Raw genomic sequence first — 13,314 nt, 5'->3', positions numbered from 1 at the left:
GGCTACCTGAGCCCGGCGGCGGCGACCTTCCGGCCGCCTCGCGCCCTGCCGCCGTTGGGCTTGCCGCCGTTGGCCTTGGCCGCGCGGGCCGTCGCCGCCGCCGCACCCTTCGCGGCACCGTCGAGCTTGAGGACGTTCCGCAGGAACTGCCCGGTGTGGCTCTCGCCGACCTCGGCGACCTCCTCCGGGCTGCCGGTGGCGAGCACCGTACCGCCCCGGTGGCCGCCCTCCGGGCCCATGTCGATCAGCCAGTCGGCGGTCTTGATCACGTCGAGGTTGTGCTCGATCGTGATCACCGTGTTGCCCTTGTCGACCAGCCCCTCCAGCACGAGCAGCAGCTTGCGGATGTCCTCGAAGTGCAGGCCGGTGGTCGGCTCGTCGAGCACGTAGACCGTTCGCCCGGTGGACCGCTTCTGCAACTCGGAGGCGAGCTTGACCCGCTGCGCCTCACCGCCGGAGAGGGTCGGTGCCGGCTGACCCAGCCGTACGTAGCCGAGACCCACGTCGACCAGGGTCTTGAGGTGCCGGTGAATGGCCGGGATGGCGGAGAAGAACTCGGCCGCCTCCTCGATCGGCATCTCCAGCACGTCGGAGACGGTCTTGCCCTTGTAGTGCACCTCCAGGGTCTCCCGGTTGTACCGGGCGCCCTTGCACACCTCGCACGGGACGTACACGTCCGGCAGGAAGTTCATCTCGATCTTGATCGTGCCGTCGCCGGAGCACGCCTCGCAGCGACCGCCCTTGACGTTGAACGAGAACCGGCCGGGACCGTACCCCCGGACCTTGGCCTCGGAGGTCTCGGCGAACAGCTTGCGGACGTGGTCCCAGACGCCGGTGTAGGTGGCCGGGTTGGAGCGCGGCGTCCGCCCGATCGGTGACTGGTCGACGCCGACGACCTTGTCCACGTGCTCCAGCCCGGCGACCCGGGTGTGCCGGCCGGGCACCAGCCGGGCGCCGTTGATCTGGTTGGCCAGCACGGCGTAGAGGATGTCGTTGACCAGGGTCGACTTACCGGAGCCGCTGACCCCGGTGACGGCGATCAGCTGCCCCAGCGGGAAGCTCACGGTCAGGTTCCGCAGGTTGTGCTCACGGGCGCCGTGCACCACCAGCTCCCGCCCCGGGGTCTGCGGCCGGCGCCCCTTCGGTGTCGGGATCTCCCGGCGGCCGGACAGGTACGCCCCGGTCATCGACTCCTGGTTCGCCAGCAGCGCCGGCACCGAGCCGCTGTGCACGATCTGGCCGCCGTGCTCGCCCGCGCCGGGGCCGATGTCGACGATCCAGTCGGCGGTGCGGATGGTGTCCTCGTCGTGCTCGACCACGATCAGCGTATTGCCCAGGCCGCGCAGCCGGATCAGGGTCTCGATCAGCCGGTGGTTGTCGCGCTGGTGCAGCCCGATGGACGGCTCGTCCAGCACGTAGAGCACGCCGACCAGACCGGACCCGATCTGGGTGGCCAGCCGGATGCGCTGCGCCTCACCGCCGGAGAGGGTGCCGGCCGGCCGGTCCAGCGAGAGGTAGTCCAGCCCGACGTCGAGCAGGAACCGCAGCCGGGCGTTGATCTCCTTGAGGACCCGCTCGGCGATCAACTTCTGCCGGTCGGTCAGCTCGATGCCGGCCAGCAGGTCGGCGCACTCGCCCACCGAGAGGTTGCAGACCTCGGCGATGCTGCGCCCGGCCAGCGTGACGGCGAGCACCTCGGGCTTGAGCCGGGCACCGCCGCACGCCGCGCACGGCACGTCGCGCATGTAGCCCTCGTACTTCTCCCGGGACCACTCCGACTCGGTGTCGGAGTGCCGGCGCTCGATCCACTGCATCACGCCCTCGAAGCCGGTGTAGTACGAGCGCTCCCGGCCGTACTTGTTGCGGTAGCGCACGTGAACCTGGTCGCCCGAGCCGTGCAGGATGGTCTTCTGCGCCCGGGACGGCAGCGCCCGCCAGGGCGTGTCGACGTCGAAGTGTTCCGCTTCGCCGAGCGCCTCCAGCAGGCGGAGGAAGTATTCGAGGTTGTGCCCGGTCGCCCAGGGCTGGATCGCCCCGTCGCGCAGCGACCGCTCCGGGTCCGGGACGACCAGCTCCGGGTCGACCTCCTTCTTGGTGCCGAGGCCGGTGCACTCCGGGCAGGCGCCGTAGGGCGCGTTGAACGAGAAGACCCGGGGTTCCAGGTCCTCGATCGCCAGCGGGTGGTCGTTGGGGCAGGCCAGGTGCTCGGAGTAGCGACGCTCCCGGTCGGGGTCGTCCTCGGGCAGGTCGACGAAGTCGAGCAGGACCAGCCCGCCGGACAGGCCCAGTGTCGCCTCGACCGAGTCGGTCAGCCGCTGCTTCGCGCCGGGCTTGACGCTGAGCCGGTCGACCACCACCTCGATTGTGTGTTTCTCCTGCTTCTTGAGCTTCGGCGGGTCGGTGAGCTGGTGCACCACCCCGTCCACCCGGGCTCGCGCGTACCCCTTGGCCTGGAGTTCGGCGAACAGGTCGACGTACTCGCCCTTGCGTCCCCGCACGACCGGGGCGAGCACCATGAACCGCGTCCCCTCGGCCATGGCGAGCACCCGGTCGACGATCTGCTGCGGGCTCTGCCGGGAGATCCGCTCGCCGCAGACCGGGCAGTGCGGCTCGCCGACCCGGGCGAACAGCAGCCGCAGGTAGTCGTAGACCTCGGTGATCGTGCCGACGGTGGAACGCGGGTTGCGCGAGGTCGACTTCTGGTCGATGGAGACCGCCGGGCTCAGGCCCTCGATGAAGTCCACGTCCGGCTTGTCCATCTGACCGAGGAACTGCCGAGCGTACGACGACAGTGACTCCACGTAGCGGCGCTGCCCCTCGGCGAAGATCGTGTCGAAGGCCAGGCTCGACTTGCCCGATCCGGACAGCCCGGTGAACACGATCAGGGCGTCCCGGGGCAGGTCGAGGCTGACGTCACGCAGGTTGTGCTCGCGCGCGCCACGGATGATCAAACGGTCGGCCACGGTCCGTGTACTCCCGGGTGAGGATGATGAGGAAGATCTGTCCGCGTTTGGGATGAACCCAGCGGTTGTGCCAGCGCGGAGAGTGCGCCCCGGCAACTGTAGACCCGCCCTACGACAACTTCCCTCACCCACACGTCCCACCCCTGCTCGCGCGGGGATGGGACGTGTGGTCAGCGGGGGGTGGGGCCGGGACGGCGGGAGGTCCGGCGAGTCGCCCGGCGGCGGGTCTCGTGGGCCACCTCGCGTCGCAGCCGCCGCCAGCTCTCCCACCGCCGGGCGGTCAACGTGCCGGACTCCAGCGCCGCCCGCACCGCGCAGCCCGGCTCGGCCTCGTGCCCGCAGTCGCCGTAGCGGCACCCCGTGGCGAGGTCGGCGATGTCGGCGAAGGCCCGGTCGAGTCCGGTCGCACCGTCCAGCAGGCCGACGGCCCGGACCCCGGGAGTGTCCAGCACGGCACCCCCACCGGGCAGCAGCACCAGCGACCGCCAGGTGGTGGTGTGCCGCCCCTTGCCGTCGACCCGCCGGATCGCCTGGGTGGGCATCACCACCGCGCCGGCGAGCGCGTTGACCAGACTCGACTTGCCGGCACCGGAGGGGCCGAGCAGGCCGAGCGTGCGGCCCGGGCCCACCTCGGCACGCAGCGGGTCCAGCCCGGTGCCACGCTCGGCGCTGACCGGCAGCACCGGCACGCCGGGCGCGACGGCCGCGAGCTGGCGCGCGATCGCCGCCGGGTCGGCCGCCAGGTCGGTCTTGGTCAGCACCACCAACGGCCGGGCACCCGACTCGTGGACCAGGGAGAGCAGCCGCTCGATGCGGGCGGCGTCCGGCGCGGGGTGCACCGCCTCCACCACCGCGGCGGTGTCCAGGTTCGCGGCGAGCAGCTGACCACTGGCGTCCTTACCGGCGGTGCGCCGGATCAGGGCGCTACGCCGGGGCAGCACCGCCTCGACCGTCACCCGCGCGTCGGGCCAGGTGCACAGCAGCACCCAGTCACCGGCGCAGGGCAGCCGGGTGGGATCGCCCGCCGCCGCGGCCAGCACAGCCCCACCGGTCGAGGCACGCAGCGGCCCATCCCCGGTGAGCACGGTGCAGACGCCGCGGTCGACCCGGGCCACCCGGCCCGGTTGCTGGTCGGTGTGGATGCGTCGCAGGTGAGCCGCCCGGTCGGTGTCCCAACCCAGGGCGGACAGTGTGATGGCCATGACTCCTCGCTCGATGTCGGTGCAGGGTGGTAAGGGTGCGGTGACCGGCATGACCACCACCTCCCCCCGCTCCGGCGCCGCGAATGACACCGACGGTAGGCCCGGCGCCGCCGCGCCGGAAGTGAATTCCCCGGCGACGCCGCCGGCGCGGGAGGCTAGGGTCGGGACGTGGCCATGGACCCCCTTCTGTTGACCGGCGAGGTGGACGACGCCACGGCTCGCCTGCTGCGGACGGCCGCGGGCCTCGACCCCGCCGACCTCGCGGCGCCGTCGCTGCTGCCGGGCTGGAGTCGCGGCCACGTGCTCGCCCACCTGGCACGCAACGCCGACGGCTTCGTCAACCTGCTCGCCTCGGCGGGTACCGGCCGGCCGATCCCGATGTACGCCAGCGCCGCGGCCCGGACCGCCGACATCTCCGCGGGCGCGTCCCGCCCGACCGAGGAGCACCTGGACGACCTGCGCCGCAGCGCGGACCGGTTCGCCGAGGCGGTCGCCGCGATGCCGGTGCAGGCGTGGGCCGCCACCGTCGAGACCCGGCGGGGCCCCTGGCCGGCCGCCCTGCTCGTCTGGGGCCGGCTGCGGGAACTGGAGATCCACCACGTCGACCTGGCTGCCGGCTACCGGCCGGCGGACTGGTCGACGCACTTCGGCCAGCGGCTGCTGCACGAGGTGGCCGGCGGCTTCGCCGGCCGCGACGACGCGCCGCCGATGGTGCTGCGCTTCGACGGCAGCAGCCACGAGCTGGTGATCGGCGACCGCGAGCGGGCACCCGTCGTCGCCGGCTCCGCCGCCGACCTCGCCGCCTGGCTGACCGGCCGCGACACCGGCGGCACCCTGACCGTCACCCCCGACGGCCAACTGCCCCGCCCACCCGAATGGATCTAGGGAGCCATGACCTACAGCGGAGATGTCACCCCCGGGGGCCCGCCGGCCGTCCGCGAACTCGACCGGCTGACCATCACCAAGGTCTCGGTCGGGCCGATGGACAACAACGCGTACCTGCTGCGTTGCCCGAGCACCGGTGACCAGGTGCTGATCGACGCGGCGAACGAGGCGCCCCGCCTGCTGGAGCTGATCGGCGACGCGGGACTGCAGGCGGTGGTCACCACCCACCACCACATGGACCACTGGGTGGGGCTGGAGGAGGTGGTGGCCAAGACCGGCGCCCGCGCTCTGGTGCACGCCGACGACGCGGCGGGGCTGCCGATCGAGGCGCAGACCCTTACCGACGGCGACACCGTGCCGGTGGGTGACTGCGCCCTGGAGGTCATCCACGTCAAGGGGCACACCCCGGGCTCGGTGGCGTTGCTCTACCGCGACCCGGCCGGCATCCCACACCTGTTCACCGGCGACAGTCTCTTTCCCGGCGGGGTCGGCAACACCGACCAGGATCCGGAACGCTTCGCCACGCTCATCGACGACGTCGAGCACAAGCTCTTCGGCCGGCTGCCGGACGAGACCTGGTTCTACCCGGGCCACGGCCGGGACTCCACGCTCGGCGCGGAACGCCCGCGGCTGGCCGAGTGGCGGGCCCGCGGCTGGTGACCCCGGCGGGGCTGGGGCCGGCAGCGCCGAAGGGAGGCGGGGTCAGCCGGTGACCGTACGCAGCCGGCGTCGGGTGACCAACAGCACCACGGCGGCCAGCAGCACGCCGCCGGCCATGGTCACCAGCAGCGGGCTCGTCCCGGCCGGGAGCAGTCCGGCCAGCAACCGCGACGCGGTGCCCACCGTCAGATAGAGCCCGGCCCACGCGGCCGCACCGAGCGTCGCGAACCCGAGGAACCGCCGGTACGACATGTGCAGCCCACCGGCGGCCAGCGGCAGCAGCGCGTTGAACACCGGCAGGAAGGGTGCGACCAGCACCAACCGGCCACCGTCGCGACGCAGGATCCCCTCCGCCGCCACCCATCGGGCCTCGCCGACCCAACCGCCGAAGCGGCTGTGCCGCAGCCGGTCGCCCCACCTGCGGCCGACCAGGAAGCTCAGCGACCAGCCGGCGAGGCATCCGGTGACCACGGCGACGAAGGTCGCCAGACCGGTGACCGGGCCACCGACCGCCACCGCGGCGAGCACCGCCACGTCGCCCGGGACGAGAACCCCGAACAACGGCACCGCGTCGAAGAGCATGATCACCCCGAGCGCCGCCATCAGCAGGGCCACGGGGAGCTCGCCGACCTGCGCCAACTGGTCCGCCATACCTCGTACGCTAGGACCAGGCCGCCACCAGGGACATCGGGTTTCCTCCCGAACTCCGCCGGGCCCTCCTCGGGGTGATCCCTGATCCCCGCCTCCCCCGCGGGTACCTCATCTCGCGCAATTGCTGAGGCGCTTCGCCCGGCAAACGCGCTTTCTACCGGATACTGTCTGGGAGGTATTGGGCGATCACCGGCGCGGAGCCGGCGGTCGCCCGCAGGAAACAGGGAGAGAGAACGCATGGCAACCGGCACCGTGAAGTGGTTCAACTCCGAAAAGGGCTTCGGCTTCATCGAGCAGGACGGCGGAGGCCCCGACGTCTTCGTCCACTACTCGGCGATCGCGTCGAGTGGCTACCGCGAGTTGAACGAGGGCCAGAAGGTCGAGTTCGATGTGACCCAGGGACAGAAGGGGCCGCAGGCGGACAACGTACGCCCGATGTGATCCGTGCCGGTCAGGCGGCGGTCGGCGACCCGGCCGCCGCCCCGGTCTCGGCGTGTGCCCAGCGCCGCCGGCGGAGTTGATCGCGACCGGTGGGTGGCGGCCGGTGCCGGTCGCCACCCACCGCGTCGTCGGTCAGGCCGCCAGGCGCCGGCTCAGCTCCGTCACGACCTGCTCGGCCACGGTGGGCGGGATAGCCGCGGCGATCTCCTGCGGAGTCAGGCCGGCCAGCACTCCGGTGATGATCGCCTGCTCGTCGGCGAAGTCCTGGTTCAGCAGCGATTCCACCGCCGTCTGCAGCACGCTGAGTTGGCTGCCGATGCTGCGCAACGTCGGATGCGAGACCTGGAACTTGGGGTCGGTGTGGTCCTCGCCCATGGTCGTCCGGGTGTAGGTCTGCCCGATCGGGTTGCGTCCGTCCAGGACGGTGAGGTTTTGGTGGACGGTCTTGAGCCAGTTGTGCTCCTCGGGCGTCATGTCGTTCTCCTCCAACTTCACCAGGCCGATGGTGCTCAGATAGCGGTGGAACAGCGGCCGCTGGTCGCGGTTCGCCTTGATCGAGTCGCGGAAGAAACTGAAGTGGGTGTGCCACAGGTGGGACCGGTCGCCGGTGCTACGCCGGCCGAGCCGGTCCCAGCGCCGGACCACGTTGCCGTCGGGCGAATAGATGATCTCCCTGATGTCCCGGGTGTCCGGCGCGTTGGCGACGCACTGTGCCACGCACCAGGTCGAGAACGTGGACAGGTTGTGGTTACGGCCGCCGGAGGTGACCCGGAACAGGCCCACGTCCAGGGCGGCAGCGTCGAGGGTCAGTCCGTTGCGGTCCCGGGACGACTCGACCACGGAGTAGTCGTTCGTGACGATCCGGTCCGATCCGCAGTGGTAGCCCCCTCGGTGGTTGGCATCGCCGACGATGCCGACCTCGTTGGGTTCGAGATCCTCGTCGCGTACCCGATCGGGGTCGCGGTTGAGATGCTCGATCAGCAGGCTGCGAACCGCCAGTAGGTTTGCCGGTGCCCGCGTCATGGTTCCCCCATCTGTGTGATTTCGTCGGGGCCGGGCATGACGGTGACACCGCGTACGCGGTGGAGAGGCATCACAGGCGAACCCGGCCATCGGGTGCACGGCGCCGGGCGTGCCTTAACGATAGCCCGCATTACTGGCGAATGCCCAGCTCAGGATGGGTCTATTCAGCTTGGAGGAGGCTGTGAGGCAGAGTGGACGACCGGGAGGACCACTGCGGACGGATGATCCGGGTCGTGCAGGATCTCCCGATAACCGCCACGGAGTGTGACGGCCGCGCCGAGTGGTTCACCGGTGCCCGGGTTGCGGGCGTACCGTGGGTGGGCGCCACCGGAGATCTGTAGCCGCAGCCGGTGGCCCGGGGCGAAGCGGTGGGCGGCGGGCCACAGTTCGACCGGCACCTCGACGGCGCCCGTGGCGCCGGCGGTGAAGCGTTGCGGATCGAGGCGGACCAGCCCGTCGCAGACGTTCCAGGAACGACCCCGGCGGTCCACGTCGCACAGTCGCACGAAGACGTCCAGATGGCCCAGTTCGCTGCGCAGGTGGAGCTGCGCCCGCACCGGCCCGGCCACCTCGACCGCGGTGGTGAGCGGCTCGCTGGTCCAGGTCAGCACGTCGGGACGGGCCTCGACCGGACGGTTGTCGACCGGTCCGGCGCGCTGGGCCACCAGCAGCGGACCGCCCAGCGAGGGGGTCGGGTCCGCCGGGTCGTACCAGAACCCGTCCGGCGGCGACGGCACCGGGACGCAGGTCCGCAGGGCGGCCTGCGGGTGCAGGTACCACCGGGTGGCGGCGGCGGGTGGCGGCCAGTCGGCAAGGTCACGCCAGCCACCGCCGGCGCCACCCACGTACACCCGCACCGGGGCGTCGCCCGCCGGGCCGCGGGCGTCGGTGGGCAGATGCGCGTCGAGCCAGCGCAGCCCTCGCGCAGCGCGGCCACGAACAGCCCCGGGCTGCCGTGGGTCCACGGCCCGACGACCAGCCGCGGCCGGGCGCCGGTGGCGCGCAGCGCCGCGTAGTCGCGCAGTTGGGCCGGCAGGAAGATGTCGTGCCAGCCGCTGACCATCGCCACCGGCGCCCGGACCAGGTGGAGCCGGTCGTCGAAGACCCGGGTGCGCCAGTAGTCGGCCTGCGGCGTGTGGTGCCGCAGCCACTCCTGGAAGAACGGCACGGTCACCCCGGTGGCGATCCGATCCGCCTCGACCAGCGGCAGGTGCGACAGCGCGGCGGCCAGCCGCGGCTGGCCCCGTTTGAGTTCCCACTGCCGGGCCAACCACGGCACGGTCTGCGCCTGCAGCAGCTCCGCCCAGGTCAGCACCGTGTCCAGGGCGAACGACTCGCCCGCGTACGTGGAGTCGCGGGTGGTCGAGGCGGTCGCCACCGCGACCATCGCCCGCAGTTCGTCCCCGGCGTCGGCCGCCAGCGCCCACTGCACGAAACCCTGGTAGCTGGCGCCGAACATGCCGAACGCCCCGCTCCACCAGCGCTGCCGGCGCAGCCAGTCGAGGGTGTCCAGCCCGTCGTCGCGCTCGTGCACGAACGGGTCGAACACCCCGTCCGAGCCGCCGGTGCCCCGGCAGGACTGGATGACCACGTGGAAGCCGCGCTCGGCGGCGAGCCGGCAGAGCAGTCGCATCGGCCCACCCCGGCCGTACGGGGTGCGGATCAGCACGGTGGGCGCAGCGGCCAGGTCCGGGGCGTAGTGGTCGGTGCGCAGGATCACTGCGTCGCGCACCCGCACCGCGATGTCCCGGGTGACGGCGACGTGCCGGGTGCGCGCCGGGGGCAGCCGTAGCGCGCCGGCGGCGAGTCCGGACGCCAGACGATCCAGCACCGCCTCAGTCCGTCCGGCGTCGGGGCGACCCGCCCCGGGTGGAGCGGACCTCGTCCCGGTGCTCCCGCAGCGAGGCGCCCATCGCGGTGATGAACCGGTACACCACCTCCATCTCGTCGTCGCGGAAGCCGGACATCACCCGGTCGGTGCGCTCGCCGAACGGCCGGAAGAAGCCCATCGCCAGTTCTGCGCCCTGGTCGGCGTAACGCAGCAGGATCCTGCGCCGATCACTGGTGTCCCGGTCGCGGCGGATGTGCGCGGCGCGCTCCAGCCGGTCCACCAGGGCGGTGACCGAGCCGGAGGACAGATCGAGGTGTTCGCCGAGCCGTCCCGGCGTGATCGGATCGCCGAGCAGCTCGGCGTCCATCACGGCGATCAGCGCCTGCAGATCGGTGGCGTTGAGGCCGTGCTGCCCCGCGAACGCGTGACCGACGTGCTGGGCGTCCACGCAGTAGCGTCGCAGCTCGGCCGTGATCTCCGCCACCAGCAGTTCCCGGCGGGTGTCCCGCCGCCGGTACATCCCGTGAGCTGCCACGTCCCGCCGCTTCCTGCCGAGGCTCCGGGTCGCAGCATAACCGAGGCGGGCGTTCGTCTCGACGGTCGAGATTCTCATCCTCCGGGAGCGGTTGCGGCATTTCTCTCGATCAGCAAGACTCTTGCTTGTCTAGAGATTCGAGGCAGGGGAGTCGGATGGGCAGTCGACCCAGGTCGAACGGTTGCAGGACGAGTTGCCCACCAGCGACGTCCAGCCGGCCATCGTGGTGGTCAGCCGCGACGACGGCACGCCGCTCACCGACACCGACCGCGCGGCGGTCACCGCCTGGGCGGCGCCTGGCTGCTCTTCGACCACCTGCTCGGCTTTCCCGCGCTGGACACCAGCGTGCCGCTGCTCGCCTTCGTCTTCCTCGTGGCGCTCGGCGTCGACTACAACATCTTCCTGGTCACCCGGGCCCGCGAGGACGCCCGCACCGCCGGCACCCGCGAGGGCATGCTCTCCGCGCTACGGGTCACCGGCGGCGTCATCACCAGCGCCGGCATCCTGCTCGCCGCGGTCTTCGCCGTCCTCGGCGTGCTGCCGCTGATCACGTTGACCCAGATCGGGATCATCGTCTGCCTCGGCGTCCTGCTGGACACCCTGCTGGTGCGTACGGTCGTCGTCCCGGCCCTGGCGTTCCTGCTCGGGGAGAAATTCTGGTGGCCCGGCCGGGTCACCGGGTCCTAGAACCCGAGGCACTCGCATTCCGTAATCAGTGCCCGGACGTTGCGCACGTAGCCCGGGTTGGGGATGGCCAACGGCTGTCCCTCCCGAGCCACCGCACCATGGCCGAAGTTGTACCCGGCGACGACCGCGTTGAGCAGGCAGGAGTCCAGTTCGTCGGTGCACAGGTCGGCGTCGAGCCGGTAGTCGGCGTCGAAGTACATGTCGCCGATGTACTTCGTCAGCCAGGCCAGGTAGGTGCCGCCGAGGTAGGCGTTGTCCCGGTAGTCCCACACGTCGTAGCTCTGCCCGAACCGCTGGTTCATCCAGGAGGCGGTGTCCGGCATCACCTGCATCAGGCCGATACCGCCGTCACAGGCGACGATGTTGGACTGCCACCCGCTCTCCTGCCACGCCGTCGCCTTGAGCAGGCTCAGCGGGACGCGGATGTCCGGTGCCGACGTGGGCCAGTACGTCCGCCCCGCCGCGTCGACCAGCGCCGCCTTGGCCTGCGCCCGGCTGGCCTGGTCCCCTTTGTAGCTGGGCGTGCAGGCACTCGGTGCCGGCTTCGGCGGATCCGGCGGCACCTGGGTCTCCGTCGGCGGCTTCGGCACCGTCCGCGGCGCCGTGGCAGCGGTGCGCCGGGGCTTCGGGCTCGGCTTCGCCGACGCACTGGCGCTCGGGCCGACCTTCGGCGCGGCACCCATCGCCTGCACCGCGGCCGGTGTGGCGGTCGGGTCCGCCGACGCGGTCGTCGCGGTCGGCTCCACCGCCGCGTCCGGCAACTCCCCGCCGAGCCCGACCGGCGCGGGCAACTCCCGCGCGGGAGCGCCCACGTCGGCGCACGCTCCGCCGGCCAGCAACAGCACCCCGGCAACCACGGCGACGCCCCACCGGGTGACGTTGCGCCCCATGTCGACCCCCTTCGGCGGTGACGAACCCGCCGCACCCTAACAGTTGCCCGCCGCGGCAGGGGTCCCTCGCGGGACTGCCGGACCACCCGCCCAGTCGGCGCCGCAGCCTCAGCGCGGCAGCGGGCCACCGGAGGCCACGGCGCGGTCCCGGGTGGCCCAGGCGACCATGAACACCGCCGTCCAGGCGGCCCCGAGCAGCACCGCGCCGAGGGTGCCGCTGGCCGTGCTCAGGCCCAGGTAGAGCCGGGCGCCACCGACGGCGACCACGCCGGCCGCCGTGATGGTCCAGGCGGCCACCGCCACCGGCCACCGCGCGCCCCGCGACAACAGCCAGGCCAGCGTGCACAGGCTCGCGGTCACCACCGCGTTCTGGGTGGAGAACGGCACCACCCGACCACCCGCGGCCAGGTCGGCCACCGCGGCCAGCACCACCAGTGGCACGAACGCGCCGATCGTGCCGACCACGCTGAGCAGGTCCGCCCGCCACGGCCGGTGCCGCCACGCCTGTATCGCGGCGACCACCGCCACCACCAGGATCAGCGACGAGCCGCGCAGCACCGACACCGCGGCCTGCGTCGCCTCCACGGCGTCGGGCGTACGCCGGGCGGCGAACCAACTCGCGATCGCCCCGTCGACCAGGGCCAGCCCGCTGTGCCGGACCACCGCCCGCAGCGTCCAGGCGATGGCCAACCCGACCGCGAAGAGCAGCATCACCCCGGCCGCCAAATTCGCCAGCAACGCCCAGGCCGGCCCGAGGTGGAGGCTGAGCAGGAAGAACAGCAGCCCGTACCGGGCCGACAGCCAGCGCACCGGCGGCAGCCCGGCGGCCCGGGCCAGCAGCGCCCGCGCCGGGTCGGGGTTGCGTCCCAACCACCGGCCGGCCAACACCACCGCGACCAGCGCGGCCACCAGCACCAGCACCGCTCCGGTCGCCCGACCGAGCAGCCGGGACACGGTCTCGTACGACTCCCCGGCCAGGTGCCCGACGATCACCGAGGCGCCCACCCAGGTGGCCACGCCGGCCAGGTTCCACGGCGCGAACCGCCGGTACGGCATGCCGGCCGCGCCGGCGAGCCGGGGCACCAGGGTGCGGGCGAACGCGACCCAGCGGGCGGTCAGCACGCCCCGACCACCCATCCGCCCGAGCATCGCGTCGGCGCGGGCCCACCGGTGCGGCCCCACCCGGGCACCCCACCGGCTGGCCCGTAACCGCGGCCCGTAACGCCGGCCGGCGCGGAACGCCACCGCGTCCCCCACGGCGGCGGCCAGGATCATCACCAGCAACGCCGGGCCGAGCCGCAACGTCCCCGCGTACGTGAGGAAGCCCACCAGCAGCAGCGTGGCCTCCCCCGGCGCCACCAACCCGACGATCAGCGCCGTCTCGGCGGCCACGATCAGCCCCGCCACCACGTAGATCAGCCACGGCGACAGGCCCTGCACCGAGTTCAGCAGATCATGCACGGCGCCCCCGGATCACTCGGTCGGACTGCCCCGCAAGTGTGACAGCGGTCCGCACCGCGAGCCGGTACGCACCAGGGTGACCCCG

Annotated in this window: 11 protein-coding genes and 2 pseudogenes; 4 read left to right on the top strand and 9 right to left on the bottom strand. The window is 72.4% G+C overall.

The window, feature by feature from the left end:
• Positions 1–2: 2 nt before the first annotated feature.
• The gene (gene uvrA, locus KIF24_RS08440) at positions 3–2,963 is read right to left on the bottom strand and encodes an excinuclease ABC subunit UvrA (RefSeq protein WP_221083547.1); all 2,961 of its coding nucleotides are present in this window, start codon (positions 2,961–2,963) and stop codon (positions 3–5) included.
• 170 nt (positions 2,964–3,133) lie between these two features.
• Positions 3,134–4,165 (bottom strand): ribosome small subunit-dependent GTPase A, encoded by a 1,032-nt coding sequence (rsgA, locus tag KIF24_RS08435; protein WP_221083546.1) that lies wholly within the window; start codon positions 4,163–4,165, stop codon positions 3,134–3,136.
• Between the two features lie 168 nt (positions 4,166–4,333).
• On the opposite strand from rsgA, the gene KIF24_RS08430 reads away from it, so the two are divergent.
• Together KIF24_RS08430 and KIF24_RS08425 are read left to right on the top strand one after the other, a co-directional pair.
• Positions 4,334–5,050 (top strand): maleylpyruvate isomerase family mycothiol-dependent enzyme, encoded by a 717-nt coding sequence (locus KIF24_RS08430; protein WP_221083545.1) that lies wholly within the window; start codon positions 4,334–4,336, stop codon positions 5,048–5,050.
• Between the two features lie 6 nt (positions 5,051–5,056).
• Positions 5,057–5,710 carry an MBL fold metallo-hydrolase gene (locus KIF24_RS08425; RefSeq protein WP_221083544.1) on the top strand — a complete coding sequence of 218 codons (654 nt, stop codon included), beginning with the start codon at positions 5,057–5,059 and terminating at the stop codon, positions 5,708–5,710.
• A 42-nt stretch (positions 5,711–5,752) separates the two neighbouring features.
• Here the strand turns inward: KIF24_RS08425 and KIF24_RS08420 are convergent, their stop codons facing one another.
• A complete protein-coding gene (locus KIF24_RS08420) occupies positions 5,753–6,361 on the bottom strand; it encodes a DedA family protein (RefSeq protein ID WP_221083543.1) in 609 nt (202 codons plus the stop codon).
• A gap of 237 nt (positions 6,362–6,598) precedes the next feature.
• Here KIF24_RS08420 and KIF24_RS08415 point away from each other — a divergent pair, with 237 nt between their 5' ends.
• Positions 6,599–6,802 (top strand): cold-shock protein, encoded by a 204-nt coding sequence (locus KIF24_RS08415; RefSeq protein WP_221083542.1) that lies wholly within the window; start codon positions 6,599–6,601, stop codon positions 6,800–6,802.
• A 132-nt stretch (positions 6,803–6,934) separates the two neighbouring features.
• On the opposite strand, the gene KIF24_RS08410 is transcribed toward KIF24_RS08415, so the two are convergent.
• The 4 genes and pseudogenes from KIF24_RS08410 to KIF24_RS08395 form a co-directional block, all read right to left on the bottom strand.
• A complete protein-coding gene (locus tag KIF24_RS08410) occupies positions 6,935–7,825 on the bottom strand; it encodes a hypothetical protein (RefSeq protein WP_221083541.1) in 891 nt (296 codons plus the stop codon).
• 164 nt (positions 7,826–7,989) lie between these two features.
• A pseudogene (locus tag KIF24_RS08405) lies at positions 7,990–9,545 on the bottom strand (CocE/NonD family hydrolase).
• 115 nt (positions 9,546–9,660) lie between these two features.
• On the bottom strand, positions 9,661–10,176 hold the full coding sequence (locus tag KIF24_RS08400; RefSeq protein ID WP_221087248.1) for a MarR family winged helix-turn-helix transcriptional regulator: 516 nt from the start codon (positions 10,174–10,176) through the stop codon (positions 9,661–9,663).
• Positions 10,177–10,320: 144 nt separating this feature from the next.
• The gene (locus tag KIF24_RS08395) at positions 10,321–10,506 is read right to left on the bottom strand and encodes a hypothetical protein (protein ID WP_221087659.1); all 186 of its coding nucleotides are present in this window, start codon (positions 10,504–10,506) and stop codon (positions 10,321–10,323) included.
• Between KIF24_RS08395 and KIF24_RS08390 the strand changes: the two are divergent.
• A pseudogene (locus KIF24_RS08390) lies at positions 10,477–10,878 on the top strand (MMPL family transporter); the annotation flags it as partial. The gene KIF24_RS08395 and the pseudogene KIF24_RS08390 overlap by 30 nt on opposite strands.
• Here KIF24_RS08390 and KIF24_RS08385 read toward each other — a convergent pair.
• Both KIF24_RS08385 and KIF24_RS08380 read right to left on the bottom strand, forming a co-directional pair.
• Positions 10,875–11,768 (bottom strand): lytic transglycosylase domain-containing protein, encoded by an 894-nt coding sequence (locus KIF24_RS08385; protein ID WP_221083540.1) that lies wholly within the window; start codon positions 11,766–11,768, stop codon positions 10,875–10,877. The pseudogene KIF24_RS08390 and the gene KIF24_RS08385 sit on opposite strands and share 4 nt — an antisense overlap.
• Before the next feature lie 108 nt (positions 11,769–11,876).
• The gene (locus KIF24_RS08380) at positions 11,877–13,229 is read right to left on the bottom strand and encodes a DedA family protein (protein ID WP_221083539.1); all 1,353 of its coding nucleotides are present in this window, start codon (positions 13,227–13,229) and stop codon (positions 11,877–11,879) included.
• Positions 13,230–13,314 lie beyond the last annotated feature (85 nt).

It is taken from the genome of Micromonospora tarapacensis (genome assembly GCF_019697375.1).
Lineage (GTDB): Bacteria > Actinomycetota > Actinomycetes > Mycobacteriales > Micromonosporaceae > Micromonospora > Micromonospora tarapacensis.
This window is presented reverse-complemented; position numbering and strand designations above follow the sequence as displayed.

Coding starts and splice junctions, on each gene's coding strand:
- rsgA (WP_221083546.1), bottom strand. CDS start 4,165: ATGGCCATCACACTGTCCGCCCTGGGTTGGGACACCGACCGGGCGGCT.
- KIF24_RS08425 (WP_221083544.1), top strand. CDS start 5,057: ATGACCTACAGCGGAGATGTCACCCCCGGGGGCCCGCCGGCCGTCCGC.
- KIF24_RS08420 (WP_221083543.1), bottom strand. CDS start 6,361: ATGGCGGACCAGTTGGCGCAGGTCGGCGAGCTCCCCGTGGCCCTGCTG.
- KIF24_RS08415 (WP_221083542.1), top strand. CDS start 6,599: ATGGCAACCGGCACCGTGAAGTGGTTCAACTCCGAAAAGGGCTTCGGC.
- KIF24_RS08410 (WP_221083541.1), bottom strand. CDS start 7,825: ATGACGCGGGCACCGGCAAACCTACTGGCGGTTCGCAGCCTGCTGATC.
- KIF24_RS08400 (WP_221087248.1), bottom strand. CDS start 10,176: ATGTACCGGCGGCGGGACACCCGCCGGGAACTGCTGGTGGCGGAGATC.
- KIF24_RS08385 (WP_221083540.1), bottom strand. CDS start 11,768: ATGGGGCGCAACGTCACCCGGTGGGGCGTCGCCGTGGTTGCCGGGGTG.